This is a genomic window from Ascidiaceihabitans sp. (assembly GCF_039986515.1).
Classification (GTDB): domain Bacteria; phylum Pseudomonadota; class Alphaproteobacteria; order Rhodobacterales; family Rhodobacteraceae; genus Ascidiaceihabitans.
This window is the reverse complement of the sequence record NZ_JBDWQO010000013.1, coordinates 1-18,117: the sequence shown is the minus strand read 5'-3', so window position 1 is coordinate 18,117 and position 18,117 is coordinate 1. Positions and strand designations below refer to the sequence as shown.

Below are 18,117 nucleotides of genomic sequence, written 5' to 3'. Positions count from 1 at the left end.
GCTCATCAAGAGGTGATCATGTCATCATCACAGGCTCCGACAGTATCGGTCCCGACATTGCAGCAGCTTTTGGAAAGCAGGTATAGTGATGCCCCCGCTGTGGATGCAGCACATGATATTCCGACTTTGCGCGGCATCGCGGGGCGCGGATCGTGTCGCAGCTTTGTAGATGCACCGGTGCCAGACGCGATGGTGCAGGTGCTGTGTGCGACAGCTTTGGCTTCCCCGACCAAAAGCGATTTGCAACAGCGCGACATCGTTCTGGTTCAGGATCAAACCAAGCGTGCCGCTTTGGCACAGCTTGTGGCAGGGCAGGCATGGGTGGCACAGGCCCCGCTGATTGCAGTCTTTTGCGGCAACAATCGCCGCCAAAGACTGTTGCATGAATGGCAGGATGTGCCGTTTGCCAATGATCATCTTGATGCGTTTTTCAATGCCGCCACAGACGCGGCTATCGCGCTTGGTGCTTTCGTTACAGCCGCAGAGGCGCTTGGCCTTGGATGTTGTCCGATAAGCGCTGTGCGCAATCAGGCGCAGGGGGTGTCTGATATGTTGGACTTGCCGCAGCATGTGTTTCCTTTCGCCGGGCTTGCCATTGGGTTTCCGTCCGTGCCTTGTCAGATTTCACCGCGCCTGCCGATGGCGGTTACGGTGCACAAAGATCGCTATTGTGAAGACGGTGTGAAGGAGGTCGTAGAAAAATATGACCGCGACAGGACCCAGCGCCAACCATATGCCCAACAGCGATTTGTGGAGACGTTCGGGCACAGCGATACCTATGGGTGGTCGGAAGACAAAGTGCGTCAGTACAGCCAACCGGAACGTGCTGATTTTGCGCAGTTTGTGAGGGCCCGGGGCTTTGCTTTGGATTAAGCGCGGACCGGACGCGGACCTGAAACGAAAAAACCGCCCCAAAAGGAACGGTTTTTTCTAAAATACTGAAGCGTGGTGTTCAGCGCTAAGGACTTAACCTTGGCGCGCTTTGAACCGGCGCTGTGTTTTGTTGATCACATAAACACGGCCTTTGCGACGCACAACGCGGCAATCACGGTGCCGGTTCTTGAGCGAGCGGAGCGAGTTGCGAACCTTCATGGTACGAATCCTTCCTGTCTGTCTGGGCGCGAGAACCAGCGCCGGGTTAATTTTGTGCCAAACCCTGCGGTCTGGCGGTGTGTCGGATGTCAGACCGAAGCCTGACAAGAAAGAATGGTGGGCGATACAAGGATCGAACTTGTGACCCCTTCGATGTCAACGAAGTGCTCTACCGCTGAGCTAATCGCCCACTTTTACCCTTGCGAAACCCATGCCCCAAATAAAATGGGGCGCGAATTCACGCGCCGGTACGGGGGCGTATAAAAGGAGTCGCAAGCAGGATCAAGGGCTTTTGGACAATGTATCTTTCAGTCTATGTTAAAGTCGAGATCAGGAGCCAAAATGCCCAAGTTTGCTTATGAAGTTCTGCATCCCGACCGCCATACGTCCTGTGTGGTTTTTGCATCGCCCCATTCCGGGCGCGATTATCCGTGGAGCTTTTTGCGCAAGACAGTGTTGGATGAACACACCATCCGTTCATCCGAAGATGCCTTTGTAGATCAACTGTTTGACTGCGCCCCCAAGTTCGGGGCGTCTTTCCTGAAAGCCGGTGCGCCGCGCGCTTTTATCGATTTGAATCGCAGCTCTGATGAACTTGATCCGGCCTTGATCGAAGGGGTGCGTAAATCCGGGCACAACCCGCGCATCGCGTCTGGACTTGGGGTGATTCCGCGTGTGGTGGCCAACGGGCGGTCTATCTACCGGGGCAAAATTCCTTTGGCCGAGGCGCATCAACGCATCGATCGATACTGGCACCCCTATCACACACAGTTGCAAAAGATGCTGGATGCGGCGCATCAACGGCACGGGCAAACGGTTTTGATTGATTGCCATTCCATGCCGCATGAAGCCATGGACGGTGTTGCACGTGGTGGTATGCGCAGGCCGGATGTCGTGTTGGGTGACCGTTTCGGGGCCGCCGCAGGAGGCGAGATTGTCGACCGGATCGAAGCGGCTTTTGCATCGGCGGGCTTTATTGTGACGCGAAATGCGCCGTTTGCCGGGGCCTATATCACCCAAGCCTACGGGCGCCCTTCACGTGCGCAACATGCTGTGCAGGTCGAGATCGACCGTTCCATTTACATGAACGAACAGCTTATTCGGCCCAACGGGTCCTTTGAAGACGTGCGCAAGGCTTTGCGGACCGTCGTGGCCGAGGTCGCGGCGATTGGTCAGGACCGTGTGCCTTTGGCGGCAGAGTAGTCTCGCTTTGTGCGCTTTGGCGCGGTAAAGGCGTGCATGGATACCGAATTTGAAATTTTTCTGGCCACAGCGCCGGGCTTGGAACCAGTTTTGCAGGCCGAAGCAGAAAGCTTGGGGTTTGCCGTGTCCGAGGCCGTGCCCGGCGGCGTGAACATTCGTGGCAGTTGGCATGACGTCTGGCGTGCCAATTTGCTGTTGCGCGGGGCAAACCGTGTGTTGGTGCGTCTGGGGTCTTTTCGCGTCATGCATTTGGCGCAGTTGGACAAACGTGCACGCAAGTTTCCATGGGCCAACGTTCTGCGCCCGGATGTGCCGGTAAAAGTTGACGTCGTTTGCAAAAAGTCACGTGTTTATCACGCGGGCGCCGCGACCCAACGCATTGAAAAGGCTTTGGTTGAAGAACTGGGGGCCACTGTGTCCAAGGACGCAGAATTGCGCATCATGGTGCGGATCGAAGACGATCTGTGCACCATCAGCTTGGACACGTCGGGTGAACTTTTGCACAAACGTGGCCACAAAGAAGCGGTTGGCAAAGCACCGATGCGCGAAACTCTGGCCAGCCTGTTTTTACGCCAGATGGGGTTTGACGGCACTGTGCCGGTCTACGATCCGATGTGCGGGTCGGGCACGTTTGTTATAGAAGCCGCCGAAATGGCGATGGGGCTTGCTGCGGGTCGGGCGCGGTCGTTCGGGTTTGAACAGTTGGCGTCGTTTGATGCGGCAGCTTGGTCAGAGATCAAGGCGCATCACACCCAACTTAATGACGTTCAGGTCCAGTTCGCCGGATCTGATCGTGACGCAGGTGCCGTGCGTATGGCAAGCGCCAATGCAGAACGGGCTGGCGTCGCCGGGTGTGCAGCCTTTTCCATGATGCCGTTTGCGGAAGCGTCACCTTTGGATGGTCCAACGGGTTTGGTCATGGTCAATCCACCTTACGGAGCACGCATCGGAAACAAAAAAGTGCTGTATTCTGTCTATGCGGGCCTTGGTGATGCATTGAAGACGCGTTTCAAAGGGTGGCGTGTCGGCATGGTCACGTCAGAGCCGGGGTTGGCCCGTGCGTCCGGTTTGCCCTTTGCCAAACCGGGTGCCCCTGTGGCCCACGGCGGGTTGCGGGTGAACCTGTTCCAGACCGGACCCTTGTGACCCCGTTTCTTTTCTTGATCCGGTTGTCGCTGCGCGATTTCATGTTTTAGGGGGCTTTGCCCCCGTCCTTGCGGACTCCCCCAGGATATTTTTCGCAAAGAGAAAGGGGCCGTGTTACCTCAGTGCTCTGCCTTTGAGGATTGCATCTTGGCCGAATTTTTTGCGGATTTCGTCTGTGGCCTGTTCCGCAGCCGAGCGCTTTCCGGCCTCCGGGTCCAGCAGGTCTGGCGACATGTCTGCCGTCTCTGCGTCCACAAGGTGCGAGATGCCGCAACCGATCAGCCGGTAGGGGCCTTCGTCACCCACCTGATCGAACAAGGCCCGCGCCGTGCGGTAGATTGTGTCCGCCATATTGCTGGCCCCATTCAGGGTAAGCCTGCGCGTGAGCGAACTGTGGTTGGCCCGTTTCAGTTTGAGCGTCACCACTTTGCCAGCTATGCCTTTGGCTTTGGCCCGATCTGATACTTGTTCAGCCAGCCGCCAGATGTGCCCATCAAGGATGTCGGTGCTGGCGGTGTCTTCGTTGAAGGTGGTTTCCTTGGAGATGGATTTCACAGGTTCATGTGCCGAAACCCGTCTTTTGTCTTCCCCCCGCGCCAGATGCCAAAGTCTGTCGCCCATCCCGCCAAATCGTGCAATCAGGTCGCTGCGGTCCCAGCGCAACAGGTCTGAAAAGGTGCGAATACCTGCCTTGTCCAACGATGCGCGTGTGACGGCCCCGACCCCCCAAATCATGCTGACGGGTTTGTCCCGCAAAAAGCCATCGGTTTCGGCCTTTCCGATCACCGAGAACCCGTGCGGTTTGTTCAGATCCGAAGCCACCTTGGCGAGGAATTTGTTGTGACTGAGGCCAATAGATCCTGTCAGGCCCAATTCGGTCCGCATTCGTTTGATCAAACGCGCCAGCATAACGGCAGGGGGGGCGCCATGCAGCCGCGCGGTCCCCGATAGGTCCATGAAAGCCTCGTCCAGCGACAATGGTTCGATATCAGGGGTCAATTCTTCCATCATGGCGCGGATTGCCTTGGATGCGTCGACATAGGCTTGCATACGGGGCTTGATGATCACCGCATCAGGGCACAATTTCAGCGCCTGAAACATGGGCATTGCAGAGCGTACACCGCGAATACGCGCCACGTAGCAGGCCGTGGACACGACACCGCGACGTCCACCGCCAATGATCACCGGCTTGTCGGTCAGGCTTGGATCGTCGCGCTTTTCCACCGACGCATAAAACGCGTCACAATCCATATGGGCAATGGACAGCGTTGTGAGTTCGTCGTGATGTACTGTGCGCGGACTGGAACAGGCCGGGCAGCGCCGTCCGGTGTCAAATTCGTGCAGGCAATCGCGACAAAGGGCTGGCATTTGGATAGGTCTTTGGCTGTGATGGCGCCAGTTTAACGAAGGGATACACAGATGAACATGCCGTTTCACGGTGCAAAGCTGGCGTTGTTTCTGGGTGATGATCTGGCTGTTCTGTTGCGCGACGATTTTGACCATATCCCGTTCCCGGACCATTGGGATCTGCCCGGCGGCGGACGGGAAGGGAACGAGGTGCCGTTGGGATGTGCTTTGCGCGAGACATACGAAGAGTTGGGGCTGGCGATCGCGCCCGAAGACGTGTCTTGGGGCAAACGATTTGAAGGTGGTCAGGGCGAGGTTTGGTTGTTTGTGGCGCATTTGCCTGCTGTTTTGGCGGATGGCGTCGTGTTTGGTGACGAAGGCCAGCGCTGGGCGTTGATGGCGCCGGATGTATTTGTGGCACATCCCAAAGCCGTGCCAAAATTTGCGGCACGCCTGCGGCTGTATCTGTCCGGTATCGCGGGGGATTTCTACGAAAAACCCCCCCGCTGATTGGCGGGGGGAGTTGACGAACCTCAGGAAGATGCGGTTCGTCGGGGAGTATCACCTGACACAAAGTTACCACCAAAAGGCGAAATCACCTAGTCAGGATATCCTGACCTAATCAAGATACGGTGGCGTGTGGTGCAAATCACACAGACTATAGTATTACTTCAAGCTGTCGATGATGGCCCGTGCCGCCGTCGCCGGGTTGTCCGCCTGCCAAACGGGGCGCCCCACAACGATATGGTTTGCACCGTCTTTCACGGCTTGCTCTGGTGTTGCGACACGTTTTTGATCCCCAAGGGCGGCACCCGCCGGGCGGACGCCAGGGGTCACGATCAGCTTGCCATTGGCCTCGGGCAACGCGCGGATCAAAGCTGCTTCCTGAGGGGACGCAATAACGCCGTCTGCCCCCGCCTCAAGGGCGCGTGCTGCGCGGGTTGTCACCAGATCGGGGATGTCCCCGGCTTGGATCATACACGCATCCAGATCCTTGCGATCCAGCGACGTCAGGATTGTAACACCCAGGATTTTCATATCTGAACCGGCGGCCCCTTCTTTGGCGGCTTTGACCACATGGGGGTCTCCGTGCACTGTCAGAAAATCCAGATCGAACTGTGCAAGTCCACGCACGGCGGTTTCGACTGTGGCCGAGATGTCGAACAGTTTCATGTCCAAGAAGATGCGCTTGCCGTGTTCTTGTTTCAACTCATGGGCCAACGCCAGTCCGCCGCCTGTCAGCATGCCAAGACCGATTTTGTAAAAGCTCACGGCGTCCCCGATTTTTGCCGCCAGCTCCAACCCTGCATGGGCATTGGGCACATCAAGTGCCACGATTAATCTGTCATCTGCCATGTGCGTGTCCCTTCAAATTATGCTTTGGCGGGTGCTACCGGATGGGCGGGGCCAAGTCCATGTCTGGCCGCAGTTCACGCATAAAAAGGCCCGGTACACCAAAGGTGACCGGGCAGGTATCAGAGACGTTGCAGGCAGGCAGCTTGTCTCTGGAGGCAGGCCCGTTGGTGCGCGAGGACAGATCGCGCGTTGGCAGAGGCCTGCGGACGAGAATGCGGGTTAGGCTGCAAGCTGGCGCAGCATTGCAATTGCGTCAAAGACTGGCTTTGGAACGGTGCGTCCTGCGCGTTGTGGCGCGATTGGACCTGCAATGCGGTGCGATGCCAGACCGGGTTTGCCAGCATATCTGCGCAGCGCGTGTGTGGTCAGGCCAGCGGCGGCGTCTTCAAAGCTCATGTCGATGGGGGCGTCGATGGCGCATGCGATTTTGCGCGATGCTGTGCCGTCAGAAACTGTGGCCAATGCTTCGAAGCTTTGGTTGGCTGCGTTGTAGAAAACGTTGTTCAGTTCAACTTTTGCCGTGATCATCTTGTACACCTGTATCTTGTTTGATCTTGGTTAACTACCAATAGATGTGGGGATTTTGTTCCGTCTGTGTAGGGGGAATTTAGTGAACTTTTTGTGAATCGCCGTGTGATTCCATATTATTAGGGGTATTTTAACCATTTTCAGCCCCTTGAATTGCGCAGCTTTTTGTCCAAATCAAGCACGAGGCCCAACAATTCACGTGCTGCCTGGCGGGCGTGAAATATGACAACGGGCGCTTTAAAAAGGAGAATAGCCATGGACTTAAGCAAGTTCACGGAGCGGTCTCGCGGTTTCATTCAAGCCGCCCAAACGATCGCCACACGCGACAGCCACCAACGTCTGGTGCCTGATCACATACTAAAAGCACTGATGGACGACGACCAAGGTCTGGCAAGCAATTTGATTGCCAGCGCCGGTGGTGATCCCAAAGCTGTTTTGACGGCTGTCGACGTCGGTTTGAATAAATTGCCGAAGGTGTCCGGTGACGCAGCGCAAGTGTATCTGGACCAAGCAACCAATAAGGTTTTGGCCGAAGCCGAGGCCATCGCCAAGAAAGCAGGCGACAGTTTTGTTCCTGTTGAGCGTATTTTGATGGCGCTTTGCATGGTGAAGTCAGGCGCAAAAACTGCTTTGGAAGCTGGAAAAGTAAACGCGCAGGCTTTGAACGCGGCCATCAATGACATTCGCAAGGGCCGCACAGCGGACAGCGCCAGTGCCGAAGACGGGTATGATGCGTTGAAAAAATACGCTCAGGATCTGACGTCTCGCGCCGAGGAAGGCAAGATTGATCCGATCATCGGCCGCGACGAGGAAATCCGCCGCGCTATGCAGGTCTTGTCGCGCCGCACCAAAAACAACCCTGTGCTGATCGGTGAGCCGGGCGTTGGTAAGACAGCGATTGCCGAAGGCATGGCCTTGCGCATCGTAAACGGCGATGTGCCGGAATCGTTGCGCAACAAACGCCTGTTGTCGTTGGACATGGGCGCGTTGATTGCGGGTGCAAAATACCGTGGTGAATTTGAAGAACGCCTGAAGGCGGTCTTGACCGAAGTCACCGAAGCTGCAGGCGAAATTGTCTTGTTCATCGACGAAATGCACACGCTTGTCGGCGCAGGTAAAGCTGATGGTGCAATGGATGCGGCCAACCTGATCAAGCCTGCCTTGGCGCGGGGCGAATTGCACTGCATCGGGGCGACCACCTTGGATGAATACCGCAAATACGTCGAAAAAGACGCGGCGTTGGCACGACGTTTCCAGCCCGTTGTGATTGCAGAGCCGACGGTCGAGGACACGGTGTCCATCTTGCGCGGCATCAAGGAAAAATACGAATTGCACCACGGTGTGCGCATCTCCGACAGTGCTTTGGTGACGGCGGCCACGTTGAGCCATCGGTATATCACCGATCGTTTCCTGCCGGACAAAGCCATTGATCTGGTGGACGAGGCGGCAAGCCGGTTGCGTATGGAAGTCGACAGTAAACCCGAAGAGCTGGACGCGCTGGACCGCGAAATCCTGCAAAAGCAGATCGAAGCGGAAGCCCTGAGGCTGGAAGATGACGCCGCATCGGTGGACCGTCTGGAGACGTTGGAAAAAGACCTTGCCGATTTGCAGGACCGCAGTGCTGAAATGACAGCGAAGTGGCAGTCGGAGCGCGACAAGATGGCGGGCGCACGTGATCTGAAAGAACAGATCGACCGTGCCCGCGCAGAGCTGGACATCGCCAAACGTGAAGGCAACCTTGGAAAAGCAGGAGAGCTTTCGTATGGCGTGATCCCTGAACTGGAACGCAAACTAGGCGAAGCCGAAGGGGCCGAAACCGAAGCTATGGTGGCAGAGGCCGTACGCCCGGAACAAATCGCGTCGGTTGTCGAACGCTGGACGGGTATTCCAACGGCCAAGATGCTGGAAGGTGATCGTGAAAAGCTGTTGCGCATGGAAGACCAATTGCATTCCCGTGTCATTGGCCAGCACAAGGCAGTTCAGGCTTTGTCCAACGCTGTGCGTCGTTCGCGTGCGGGTTTGAATGATGAAGACAGGCCGCTGGGGTCATTTCTGTTCCTTGGGCCAACGGGTGTCGGGAAAACCGAATTGACCAAAGCCGTGGCAGAATTTTTGTTTGATGATGACAGTGCAATGGTGCGCATCGACATGTCGGAGTTCATGGAAAAACACGCGGTGTCTCGTCTGATCGGTGCGCCTCCGGGCTATGTTGGGTACGACGAAGGCGGTGTTTTGACCGAAGCCGTGCGGCGCAGACCGTATCAGGTTGTGCTGTTTGACGAGGTCGAAAAGGCGCACCCCGATGTGTTCAACGTGCTTTTGCAGGTGCTGGACGATGGGGTTCTGACTGATGGTCAGGGGCGCACGGTGGATTTCAAACAAACGTTGATCATTCTGACATCCAACCTTGGGGCGCAGGCGTTAAGCCAGTTGCCGGACGGGGCCGATGCCAGCGATGCGAAGCGCGATGTGATGGACGCGGTGCGGGCGCATTTCCGTCCCGAGTTCCTGAACCGTCTTGATGAAACCATCATCTTTGACCGCCTGAACCGCAAGGACATGGACGGGATCGTGGACATTCAGATGGCGCGTTTGCTGCGCCGATTGGCGGCGCGTAAAATCACGCTGGATCTGGATGATGGCGCACGTACATGGCTTGCGGACGAAGGCTATGATCCGGTGTTCGGGGCCCGTCCTTTGAAGCGGGTCATTCAGAACGCCTTGCAAAATCCGTTGGCTGAAATGCTGTTGGCGGGGGATTTGAAGGATGGCGATACGCTTGCCGTCAGTGCGGGTGTTGAAGGGTTGGTCATTGGTGATCGCATCGGGTCGTCAAACCGCGCCAAGCCGGACGAAGCTACGGTGCACTGACCGCTGAAACGATGCGCAACATGTTGTCATGTGCGCACACGCCCAAGATGTGAGAAACGGAAAAGGCCGGGGCAGTCCCGGCCTTTTCTTATGAGGTTTCCATGCGACCCAAACTGGTTATTTTCGATTGCGACGGCGTTATCGTGGACAGTGAAAAACTCACCAATGCGGTGATGCGCGACAATCTGGCGGGGTATGGTCTGAACCTAAGCATCGCGCAGATCATGGATTTGTTTGTGGGTGGCACCATGCAAGGCGTCATGGAGCTGGCGCGCGACATGGGGGCGGAATTGCCAGAGGCCTGGTTGGATGAGATTTACGGCGAAATGTTTGTAGCCCTAAGCCGCGATGTGGAACTTGTTGCGGGGGTGGACACCGTTCTGGACCGATTGGACGCGGCGGGGATACCCTATGCAATTGGGTCAAATGGGCCACACGCCAAGATGGACATCACCCTGACAAAAACTGCGATCAAAGCGCGATTTGAAGGGCGGATTTACTCACGCGAAGATGTGGCAGCACCAAAACCCGCACCGGATGTTTACCTGAAAGCGGCGCAAGACGCAGGCGTGGCCCCGGCGGATTGTGTGGTTATCGAGGACAGCGCCTCAGGTGCGCGTGCCGCTGTGGCGGCCAAAATGCGCTGCTTTGGATTTCACGCAGACACACCGCGCAAAAAGCTAACGCCGCATTGCGACGCGCTTTTTGCGCGGATGTCAGATTTGCCGGATTTGCTTGGGGTTTAGGCCCAAGTTCTAGGCAAAGATCAAATCATCTGCCGTGATGTCTGCGATATCCGTGTCGCGGATGGTCACAAAGTTGGCCGCGTCAATGAACAGGCGGGCATTGTCGCCTGACTGTACTATCCGCAAATCGGTGATGTCGGTTAACCCGTGGGCTGAAAAATCAAGCATGTCGACGCCGTCTTCGAAGTCCATGATGAAGTCTTTTTGCATGTCTGTGCCGAAGACAAAGACGTCAGCGCCTGATCCGCCAGTCAGAACATCGCGACCCGCTCCGCCGTCCAAGGTATCGGCGCCATCGCCGCCCATCATAACGTCCTTGCCCAAGCCGCCAGACAACAGATCGTCGCCTTGGTTGCCATACAGCTTGTCGTTTCCTTTGTCGCCGTTGACTGTGTCGTTGCCATTGCCGCCGTGTACGCGGTCATTGTTATCGCCGCCATCAAGGGAATCATTTCCGTTGCCACCTTGCATGTGGTCGTTGCCTGTGTGCCCGCGCAAACGGTCTTCTCCGTCGCCGCCGCGCAGTTTGTCACGGCCGCTGCCGCCGTTCAGAATATCATCGCCGTCACCGCCGTTGAGTTGGTCATTGTCACCGCCGCCGCGCAACGTGTCATTGCCCTGATTGCCATAAATCCGGTCGTTCCCGGTGTTGCCGACGATAACATCGTTGCCGTCGCCGCCCGCAAACCAGTCGTGGCCAAGGCCAAGGTCCAGATTTTCTGCGATGTCTGACCCCCAAAGGCGATCGTCGCCGTCCGTTGTGGCCGTGGGTGTGAAATCTTCGACAGTCAGCTGGTACGTGACATCGCCATCGTCCCAATTGTCGCGCTCTTGTCCGAAGGCGAAGTTGCCTGTGTTGGGTGCTGTTAAGGAAAAACTGTAACCGTCTTCGGAAATGACCAGATCCTTGATCAGCTCACCTGTATCCTGGCCTTTACCTTCTTCGCTTACGTCACCGGTGTGGGTCGTGAAGTTGCTATAGAACAGCGAAAATGCAGTGCTGTTTGCAGGCAGGCCTGTCAATGTCACCGTATAGCTTTGTCCTTCTACCAAACTTACAAAAAATGTGTCGTTTGTGTCGTTGATGGTAGAAATGCCTTCAAAGGTATCTCCGACGGTCATTGTTTGACCGGGAAAGTCCAAAATGTCTGAATCGCCTGTCTCAAAAATCGTTGCCATGTTGTCCTCGTTTCTGCTTTGATAACCTGCGCATGTGTTGACCTTGTGGTCCCATCCTTTTGGCGCAGGTCGCCTATAGTGCTGTTTTAATTGTTGTATTCGTCATTCTCTGGGCGTGATTTGGGCCATTTTTGGAAATAGTGTGTTGCGAATTTGAACACAGTTTCCCGCCGCTTCCGCTGTCTTTACAACGCCCGCACATTTCGGGTGCGGGCGTTGCTTTGATCAGGATCCGTTGACCGTTCAGGCCCAGATAAAGTCGTCGTTGCCCAGATCGGTAACATCCGTGTCGCGCATCAGGAAGCTGTCTGCGCCCGCTGTGTAAACACGGACGGCATCGCCTTGGGTGACAAATGTCAGTTCGCTCACATCCGTAAAGCCGTAGGCGGACAGATCAATTTGGTCGATACCATCCTCGAAATCCACAAGGATGTCGCGTCCGGCACCTGGCCCAAACACAAACACATCTGCGTCTGCGCCGCCTTCCAACTTGTCGCGGCCAGCCCCACCGTCGATTGTGTCATTGCCAGCCCCGCCTTTGACGACGTCGTGGCCGACACCGCCCGACATGTTGTCGTTGCCGTCTTCGCCCCACATTTTATCGTTGCCGTGGCCTGCCGTCATCACATCGTTGCCGTCACCACCGAACATGCGGTCGTTGTTGTTGCCGCCGTCCATTGTGTCGTTGCCAGAATTGCCACGCAAATGGTCGTTGCCTGTGCCGCCTGTGATCACGTCATCGCCGCTGCCGCCAATCAGATTGTCGCGACCTGCGTCGCCGTTCAGCTCGTCGGCGCCAGAGCCACCATGCAATTGGTCATCATCATCGCCGCCATTCAACGTGTCTTCGCCGTTGTTGCCGTTGATGCGATCGCGGCCCGCACCACCATTCACTTCGTCGTTGCCGTCGCCGCCCAGAAAGCGGTCATCGCCATCATCGAGTGTTGCGAGGTCGGAACCATCCGTGCCTGACAACGCGTCATTGGCAATTGTACCTGTGATGATGTTGATCGGGTCGGCAGCGGTTTCAAAAGAGACATTGTAAGCTGTATTTGAACCGTCGCCGTTGATCTGAAGTGCAAAGCTGGTTGCGGTCAGCGGCGTAAAGTCAAACACAAATGACGTGCCCTCGACCCGTGCGTTTGTTGACGTCAAGAATGATCGTGACCACTCATTCGCACCGAGCAAAACGCCGTCGGCCACGTGATAGCTGATTGAATGGAAATCAGCATGGTTTATGAGAACCAAAGAGGAATTGCCGCTGAGATCGCCAAAATCGACGGAGACTGTATAGGAATCGCCAACTGTCATGCCGCCCAAATTGACCCCGTCACTGGTATCTGATGCACTCATTGTGCCGGAAAAGCTGTCACCGACCAGAATGCCTGCGTTCGCAGTTGCATGTGCGCTGATGGATGTGTCGGATGTTTCTGTAAAATGTGCCATTTTAAAATGTCTGTCTTTCTGCTCGGTTTAAACTTGCCGGATGATCCCGGCGGTTGATGAACAGCATTTGATTAAAATCTTTGACAGCAATTGGACGCGAATAAGGCAATTTCGGGAAACGCATTGTTTTTGTTTCAGCGACAAAGAAACAATCTATCTGAGGTGGTAAAACGCAAAAGGGCGCACCGTGTGATGCGCCCTTTTGTCTTGGTCTTTGTGGATGTGGTGTTAGCCGACCACAAAAATCTCGTCGAAGATGAAGTCCGACACATCCAAATCTGCCAGATCGAAGTTTTCCAACGTGACGGTATCGCGCACGCGTGTGCGAATTTCCAAATCCGCCCCGATTTGCGTGATTGTCATGTCGTCCATACCAAAGCTCGGTCCAAAGAAGGTAAACTCCAAGCGGTCTGCGCCATTGTTGAAATCCGTGATCGTATCGGCCCGTGACCGGTCATCAAATACAAACACGTCACGTCCAAAGTCACCGGTCATCAAGTCGTCCCCTTGACCGCCGTCGATTGTGTCGGATGTGGCGCTTCCCATCAGGTCGTCAGCCCCTTCCATTGGCGTTGCGGCAAGCGGATCGCCAACGGTGCCTTGAAACGTAACAGTATAGTCGGTGTCGCCAAACATCACGAGCGTGGTGGGGTCGCTTTCGGTCACAAGGAGGCTCAAGGTTTAAGCCCCGTCACCGATCAAACCGCCTGCGGACTGGCTGCCGAAAGCAATGCCCAAGAACGCAGGGTTCGGATCGCTGGGGGTAGCGATCACATGAAAGGTATAGACCAGCCCGGCGATGCCATTGAATGTGAACCCGTCCGTGCCACCCGCGGGATCGTCGATGTCTTGACCCAAAGCACCCATGATCTGATCACCTGCGGCCAAAGAACAAGGTGCAGTTGGTCCAAAGTCTTCGTCGCCAATGGGCCCAAAGGTTAATTGTGCTTCGGTGTAAGTTGTCGGCATATGCGTTGTCCCCAATATACATCGGAGTGGCAGCCCCGGTTGGCCGAAAAGTAGCCGATGGTCGAATTCATGAATGTTAACAAGCACTTCGCAGGTTGCGTCTTCCCGTCAATATTTCTTGGCAATGAACCGCGAAGAACTGCCGTTCAATCGCGCACAACGGGAATGGGTGAAACGGGCAGGTGAGGGGCATGGAAACACGGTTGCCTTTGGATCATCGCGCAACCTAAGTGTTGTCGGGACGCCTATCTTTGCCAATGACCCCTTTCCGCCTTTGGACAACCAGTTTGCGTGTACCGAGCCTATGGTCATCGGGGTGGGGGTGCGTACGCTATTTATGGCGCTGACATTTTTCAATATCTCGGGCATGAGTTACGGCGCTATTTCCAAACCGCCACGCCGAAGTCGATGATTGGGATGATCTGCTGGATTTGATTGGTCATATCCGCGAGGTCACGGGTAAACCTGTTGGCATCAAAACGGTCATGGGATCAGAGGATGGCATGCAAGGGGTTTTTGACACGATCGTGCGCCGAGGTGCCGACGCCACCCCCGACTTTATCACAATCGACGGCGGCGAAGGCGGCACGGGCGCTGCCCCAATGCCCTTGATCGATCTGGTGGGTATGTCCGTGCGCGAGGCGCTGCCTTTGTTGGCCAACATGCGCGATGCCGCAGGTCTAAAAGAACGTGTGCGGCTGGTTGCTTCGGGCAAACTGGTCAATCCCGGTGATATTGCCTAGGCGTTGGCTGCGGGTGCTGATTTTGTCACTTCGGCGCGTGGGTTCATGTTTTCGCTGGGCTGTATTCAGGCCTTAAAGTGCAACAAGAACACTTGCCCCACTGGCATCACCACTCATGATCCGCGCTTTTAGAAAGGTCTTGTCGTGCAGGACAAATACAAGCGTGTCGCATTGTATGCCAAAGAGATTATAAAAGAGGTCGAACCCATTGCCCATTCGGTTGGTGTGGCAGAACCCCGTCTGATGCGCCGACGCCATGTGCGCATTATGCAAGACAGTGGGGTGTCTGTTCCTATGAACCAGATTTATCCCAGACTTCCGATTGCCGCTGAGTAGTCAGGGGGGCGCTGCCCCCGTCCTTGCGGACTCCCCCGGGATATTTTTGGCGAAAAGAAAACAAGCGTCGGTCTGTGGGTGAATGCGATGCAAAAAGACGGCCCCGCTTGGAGCCGCCTTTGTTTTGCTTTCGCCTGGATTTAGGATGCGGGCAAAATCACTTTGTCGATTACGTGGATCACGCCATTTGACGTTTCGATATCTGCGGCTGTCACTGTTGCGTCGTTGATCATCACGCCGTTGTCCAAATCGATTGTCAAATCAGCCCCGTTTACTGTGGCCGCCTTCATGTCGTCCACAAGGTCTGTCGACATCACTTTACCGGCGACAACGTGGTATGTCAGGATCGCTGTCAGCTGGTCTTTGTTTTCAGGCAGCAGCAGTGTTTCCACGGTGCCTTCTGGCAGGGCTGCGAAAGCGGCGTCTGTGGGTGCGAAGACTGTCAGCGGCCCGTCGCCTTTCAGCGTATCCACAAGACCTGCGGCTGTGGCTGCGGCCAACAATGTTTCAAATGTGCCTGCACCTGCTGCGGTGTCGACGATGTCTTTTTTCGATCCGGCCATGGCAGAGCCTGCGATGGCGACGGCGGCAACGGCTGTCAGAAGTGTCTTGCGAAGCATAGGTTTTTCCTCTCGTTGTCATAATTTCTGCCCCATCAGTGGTGCAGTCAAAAAGGATACGTAGCCTGTTGGATTTTGGATGTGTAAAAATTGCACACTTATTTATGGTGGCGGTTTTCTGCACATCGAAGCCCGGTGTCGATTGTTACAACATCCAAACTTCGTGTGATGTGCATGGGTTTTTCATGAATTGGTTCCAAGTTTGCTACATAACGTTCCAAACGGATGAGGAGCACGACCCCAATGGCATATCGCTGGACCAACACTTTGACCCACGCAGACGTCACCCCCGAGGCGACATTTATGAACCGCCGCCAATTGATTGCGGGCGCTGCGGCTGGCTTTGGTTTGGCCGGTGTCGCAGGCGCATCTGCGGCCGCCACGGAAGAGTTGGTGCCCAACTCTTGGGAAGACATCACCCAATACAACAACTTTTATGAGTTTGGCACAGGCAAGACCGACCCGGCATTGTATGCCAAAGCCCTGACCACGGACCCTTGGACCGTTGAGATCGGCGGCCTTGTCGACAATCCCGGCGATTACGCCATGCAGGACATCATGGACGCCATGACAATCGAAGAACGCATCTACCGTTTTCGTTGTGTTGAAGCATGGTCCATGGTCATCCCCTGGAACGGTTTTGAGCTGGCGGACTTGTTGAATTTGGCCGGCGTGCAAGATGGCGCGAAATATGTGGCTTTTGAAACGCTGTACCGTCCTGAGGAAATGCAGGGTCAGCGGTTCCGGTCTTTGGATTGGCCCTATGTAGAAGGTCTGCGTCTGGACGAGGCCATGCATCCCCTGACAATGATGGCCACGGGAATCTACGGCAAACCCATTCCAAACCAAAACGGCGCGCCGATGCGTTTGGTGGTGCCTTGGAAGTATGGCTTTAAGTCCATCAAATCCATTGTGAAGATCACCTTGACCGACAAAGAACCGCCCACGTCCTGGAACAAAGCCAACGCGCGGGAATACGGGTTCTATAGTAATGTGAACCCCGACGTGTCCCACCCCCGTTGGTCCCAAGCCAGTGAACGTGTTGTGGGGGGCGGTCTGTTTTCCAAACGTGTGCCCACGCTGATGTTCAACGGGTATGAAAATGACGTTGCCAGCCTGTATGAAGGCATGGATCTTTCCAAGAACTTTTGACCGACGCGGGCGTCATGGCTTGCTTCGCCCGATGACATGACATTTGTTCTATATAGTAGAGGCGTTTGTAGGGGCGCCTTTACAATCCGATGAACCATCGCCTTCCAATTCGCGATGTGCCTTGCCCGAAAGCTGGACGCATTCCCATGATCGACGCACTCAACACCATCTTCCGCAAAATTCCGGTCTGGTTGGTGTGGGTGCTGTACCTGATCCCTGTGCCTGTTCTTCTATACATGGGTATGACTGGCGGTCTGGGTCGTGAGCCGATTAAGGCACTGGAACACGAGCTGGGCGAAATCGCATTGCAGCTTTTGATTATTGGACTGTGTCTTACGCCGTTGCGCCGCTTCATCGGGTTGAACCTTCTGAAGTTCCGCCGCGCCATCGGGTTGCTGGCCTTTACCTATGTCGCGCTACATTTGTTGGTCTGGCTGGTGCTGGACGTGCAAATCCTAAGCCAGATCTGGCAGGACATCCTAAAGCGTCCCTACATTACTATAGGTATGGTCGGGTTCTTAGTGATGGTGCCGTTGGCCGTGACGTCCAACAACCGGTCTGTCCGCACATTGGGGCCAAAGTGGCGCACGCTTCACAAAGCGACTTATCTTGCAGCAGTTTTGGGCGGGGCCCACTTCCTGATGGTGTCACGGGGCATTCAACTTGAGCCGTTGCTGTATATGGCCACGATTCTGGCCTTGATTGGGCTGCGTTTCTACAAACCGCGCAAGAGGCCAGCCGCGTAACGGGATTTTTGCACCCAAGATCCGGCGTTTCCTGCGCATTGTAGAGATACGATGGCCAGAGACAGCCGTTTGCAGGCGCATTGCGGTGATTCACATCAATGGAAATGGCATTGGGCGCGATTCACTGAATCAAACGGGCTGATTCCGAAGTGATTTGGTGCCCAAAATGGCCAGTCTTGGGGATATGTCTGTGGATAAGTCTATATGTTGAGACACGCCCAAAATTAGCGATAACAGAGTCGCGCAATTTTAGGCAAAAGCCAGGGTAAGTCATAGCAACTATCTTACGTAGGGCGCTGATTTTTATGGAAAAATCAGGTTTCTGCAAAAAAGATGATGTTTTTGTAAAAAAGGGGTTGCGGGTCTGGGGCACTAACCGTAGAACCCACCTCACCGGAGACGCAGAGATGCACAACGGGGCGCCAGACGGGCCACACTGAAGCGGAGACGCAGACGGACGGAAACGAGACGCAAGAGAATTCGGAAGCACAGCTTTCACGTTGTTTGAAAATTGAATATCTGAAGAGATATGTGGGCGGTTTGGTTCATTCGATGGATCAACCTTCTGTATATCAACGCCGGTAGAGAGACGCATTTATGTGTTGATCGATGACCGGTGTCAGCTTCACTGTTTGTA

Annotated in this window: 17 protein-coding genes, 1 tRNA gene and 1 pseudogene; 9 read left to right on the top strand and 10 right to left on the bottom strand. The window is 55.4% G+C overall.

What is annotated here, in order from left to right:
• Nucleotides 1–18: 18 nt before the first annotated feature.
• Complete coding sequence (locus ABJL60_RS12025) at nucleotides 19–873, top strand: nitroreductase family protein (protein WP_348374372.1); 855 nt, start codon at nucleotides 19–21, stop codon at nucleotides 871–873.
• A 93-nt stretch (nucleotides 874–966) separates the two neighbouring features.
• On the opposite strand, the gene ykgO is transcribed toward ABJL60_RS12025, so the two are convergent.
• Nucleotides 967–1,092, bottom strand: coding sequence for a type B 50S ribosomal protein L36 (gene ykgO / locus ABJL60_RS12020; RefSeq protein ID WP_005850168.1), 126 nt, complete (start codon nucleotides 1,090–1,092; stop codon nucleotides 967–969).
• Nucleotides 1,093–1,207: 115 nt separating this feature from the next.
• Nucleotides 1,208–1,282, bottom strand: a tRNA-Val gene (locus ABJL60_RS12015).
• A gap of 152 nt (nucleotides 1,283–1,434) precedes the next feature.
• Here ABJL60_RS12015 and ABJL60_RS12010 point away from each other — a divergent pair.
• Nucleotides 1,435–2,295 carry an N-formylglutamate amidohydrolase gene (locus tag ABJL60_RS12010; RefSeq protein ID WP_348374371.1) on the top strand — a complete coding sequence of 287 codons (861 nt, stop codon included), beginning with the start codon at nucleotides 1,435–1,437 and terminating at the stop codon, nucleotides 2,293–2,295.
• Nucleotides 2,296–2,331: 36 nt separating this feature from the next.
• A complete protein-coding gene (locus tag ABJL60_RS12005) occupies nucleotides 2,332–3,441 on the top strand; it encodes a class I SAM-dependent RNA methyltransferase (protein ID WP_348374370.1) in 1,110 nt (369 codons plus the stop codon).
• 114 nt (nucleotides 3,442–3,555) lie between these two features.
• Here ABJL60_RS12005 and ABJL60_RS12000 read toward each other — a convergent pair whose 3' ends face one another.
• On the bottom strand, nucleotides 3,556–4,809 hold the full coding sequence (locus ABJL60_RS12000; RefSeq protein WP_348374369.1) for a DNA polymerase IV: 1,254 nt from the start codon (nucleotides 4,807–4,809) through the stop codon (nucleotides 3,556–3,558).
• 51 nt (nucleotides 4,810–4,860) lie between these two features.
• Between ABJL60_RS12000 and ABJL60_RS11995 the strand changes: the two genes are divergently transcribed.
• Nucleotides 4,861–5,298 (top strand): NUDIX hydrolase, encoded by a 438-nt coding sequence (locus tag ABJL60_RS11995; protein WP_348374368.1) that lies wholly within the window; start codon nucleotides 4,861–4,863, stop codon nucleotides 5,296–5,298.
• Between the two features lie 156 nt (nucleotides 5,299–5,454).
• Here ABJL60_RS11995 and pyrF read toward each other — a convergent pair whose 3' ends face one another.
• Together pyrF and ABJL60_RS11985 are read right to left on the bottom strand one after the other, a co-directional pair.
• The gene (pyrF, locus tag ABJL60_RS11990) at nucleotides 5,455–6,144 is read right to left on the bottom strand and encodes an orotidine-5'-phosphate decarboxylase (protein ID WP_348374367.1); all 690 of its coding nucleotides are present in this window, start codon (nucleotides 6,142–6,144) and stop codon (nucleotides 5,455–5,457) included.
• 219 nt (nucleotides 6,145–6,363) lie between these two features.
• Entirely contained in the window at nucleotides 6,364–6,672 is a 309-nt protein-coding gene (locus tag ABJL60_RS11985) for an orotidine 5-phosphate decarboxylase (protein WP_348286632.1), read from the bottom strand.
• A 255-nt stretch (nucleotides 6,673–6,927) separates the two neighbouring features.
• On the opposite strand from ABJL60_RS11985, the gene clpB reads away from it, so the two are divergent.
• Together clpB and ABJL60_RS11975 are read left to right on the top strand one after the other, a co-directional pair.
• Nucleotides 6,928–9,543, top strand: a complete 2,616-nt coding sequence (gene clpB, locus ABJL60_RS11980; protein ID WP_108827072.1) for an ATP-dependent chaperone ClpB — start codon at nucleotides 6,928–6,930, stop codon at nucleotides 9,541–9,543.
• Between the two features lie 101 nt (nucleotides 9,544–9,644).
• A complete protein-coding gene (locus ABJL60_RS11975; protein WP_348374366.1) occupies nucleotides 9,645–10,289 on the top strand; it encodes an HAD family phosphatase in 645 nt (214 codons plus the stop codon).
• Nucleotides 10,290–10,298: 9 nt separating this feature from the next.
• Here the strand turns inward: ABJL60_RS11975 and ABJL60_RS11970 are convergent, their stop codons facing one another.
• From ABJL60_RS11970 to ABJL60_RS11955, 4 genes are all read right to left on the bottom strand, one after another.
• Nucleotides 10,299–11,468: a calcium-binding protein gene (locus ABJL60_RS11970; RefSeq protein ID WP_348374365.1), complete on the bottom strand. Its 1,170-nt coding sequence runs from the start codon at nucleotides 11,466–11,468 to the stop codon at nucleotides 10,299–10,301.
• Nucleotides 11,469–11,711: 243 nt separating this feature from the next.
• On the bottom strand, nucleotides 11,712–12,914 hold the full coding sequence (locus ABJL60_RS11965; protein ID WP_348374364.1) for a calcium-binding protein: 1,203 nt from the start codon (nucleotides 12,912–12,914) through the stop codon (nucleotides 11,712–11,714).
• Between the two features lie 228 nt (nucleotides 12,915–13,142).
• Complete coding sequence (locus tag ABJL60_RS11960) at nucleotides 13,143–13,592, bottom strand: hypothetical protein (protein ID WP_348374363.1); 450 nt, start codon at nucleotides 13,590–13,592, stop codon at nucleotides 13,143–13,145.
• Between the two features lie 3 nt (nucleotides 13,593–13,595).
• Nucleotides 13,596–13,883, bottom strand: coding sequence for a hypothetical protein (locus ABJL60_RS11955; RefSeq protein WP_348286643.1), 288 nt, complete (start codon nucleotides 13,881–13,883; stop codon nucleotides 13,596–13,598).
• Nucleotides 13,884–13,989: 106 nt separating this feature from the next.
• Here ABJL60_RS11955 and ABJL60_RS11950 point away from each other — a divergent pair.
• Nucleotides 13,990–14,962 (top strand): annotated as a pseudogene (locus ABJL60_RS11950) (FMN-binding glutamate synthase family protein); the annotation flags it as partial.
• 140 nt (nucleotides 14,963–15,102) lie between these two features.
• Here the strand turns inward: ABJL60_RS11950 and ABJL60_RS11945 are convergent.
• Nucleotides 15,103–15,582, bottom strand: coding sequence for a fasciclin domain-containing protein (locus tag ABJL60_RS11945; protein WP_348374362.1), 480 nt, complete (start codon nucleotides 15,580–15,582; stop codon nucleotides 15,103–15,105).
• A gap of 243 nt (nucleotides 15,583–15,825) precedes the next feature.
• On the opposite strand from ABJL60_RS11945, the gene msrP reads away from it, so the two are divergent.
• Entirely contained in the window at nucleotides 15,826–16,734 is a 909-nt protein-coding gene (gene msrP / locus ABJL60_RS11940) for a protein-methionine-sulfoxide reductase catalytic subunit MsrP (RefSeq protein ID WP_348374361.1), read from the top strand.
• Nucleotides 16,735–16,880: 146 nt separating this feature from the next.
• Nucleotides 16,881–17,480 (top strand): protein-methionine-sulfoxide reductase heme-binding subunit MsrQ, encoded by a 600-nt coding sequence (gene msrQ / locus ABJL60_RS11935; RefSeq protein ID WP_348286648.1) that lies wholly within the window; start codon nucleotides 16,881–16,883, stop codon nucleotides 17,478–17,480.
• The last annotated feature ends 637 nt before the right edge of the window (nucleotides 17,481–18,117 follow it).

Coding starts and splice junctions, on each gene's coding strand:
- ABJL60_RS11955 (WP_348286643.1), bottom strand. CDS start 13,883: ATGCCGACAACTTACACCGAAGCACAATTAACCTTTGGGCCCATTGGC.
- ABJL60_RS11975 (WP_348374366.1), top strand. CDS start 9,645: ATGCGACCCAAACTGGTTATTTTCGATTGCGACGGCGTTATCGTGGAC.
- ABJL60_RS11995 (WP_348374368.1), top strand. CDS start 4,861: ATGAACATGCCGTTTCACGGTGCAAAGCTGGCGTTGTTTCTGGGTGAT.
- ABJL60_RS11945 (WP_348374362.1), bottom strand. CDS start 15,582: ATGCTTCGCAAGACACTTCTGACAGCCGTTGCCGCCGTCGCCATCGCA.
- ykgO (WP_005850168.1), bottom strand. CDS start 1,092: ATGAAGGTTCGCAACTCGCTCCGCTCGCTCAAGAACCGGCACCGTGAT.
- ABJL60_RS12005 (WP_348374370.1), top strand. CDS start 2,332: ATGGATACCGAATTTGAAATTTTTCTGGCCACAGCGCCGGGCTTGGAA.
- msrP (WP_348374361.1), top strand. CDS start 15,826: ATGGCATATCGCTGGACCAACACTTTGACCCACGCAGACGTCACCCCC.
- ABJL60_RS11985 (WP_348286632.1), bottom strand. CDS start 6,672: ATGATCACGGCAAAAGTTGAACTGAACAACGTTTTCTACAACGCAGCC.
- msrQ (WP_348286648.1), top strand. CDS start 16,881: ATGATCGACGCACTCAACACCATCTTCCGCAAAATTCCGGTCTGGTTG.
- ABJL60_RS12025 (WP_348374372.1), top strand. CDS start 19: ATGTCATCATCACAGGCTCCGACAGTATCGGTCCCGACATTGCAGCAG.
- clpB (WP_108827072.1), top strand. CDS start 6,928: ATGGACTTAAGCAAGTTCACGGAGCGGTCTCGCGGTTTCATTCAAGCC.
- pyrF (WP_348374367.1), bottom strand. CDS start 6,144: ATGGCAGATGACAGATTAATCGTGGCACTTGATGTGCCCAATGCCCAT.
- ABJL60_RS11965 (WP_348374364.1), bottom strand. CDS start 12,914: ATGGCACATTTTACAGAAACATCCGACACATCCATCAGCGCACATGCA.
- ABJL60_RS12000 (WP_348374369.1), bottom strand. CDS start 4,809: ATGCCAGCCCTTTGTCGCGATTGCCTGCACGAATTTGACACCGGACGG.
- ABJL60_RS12010 (WP_348374371.1), top strand. CDS start 1,435: ATGCCCAAGTTTGCTTATGAAGTTCTGCATCCCGACCGCCATACGTCC.
- ABJL60_RS11970 (WP_348374365.1), bottom strand. CDS start 11,468: ATGGCAACGATTTTTGAGACAGGCGATTCAGACATTTTGGACTTTCCC.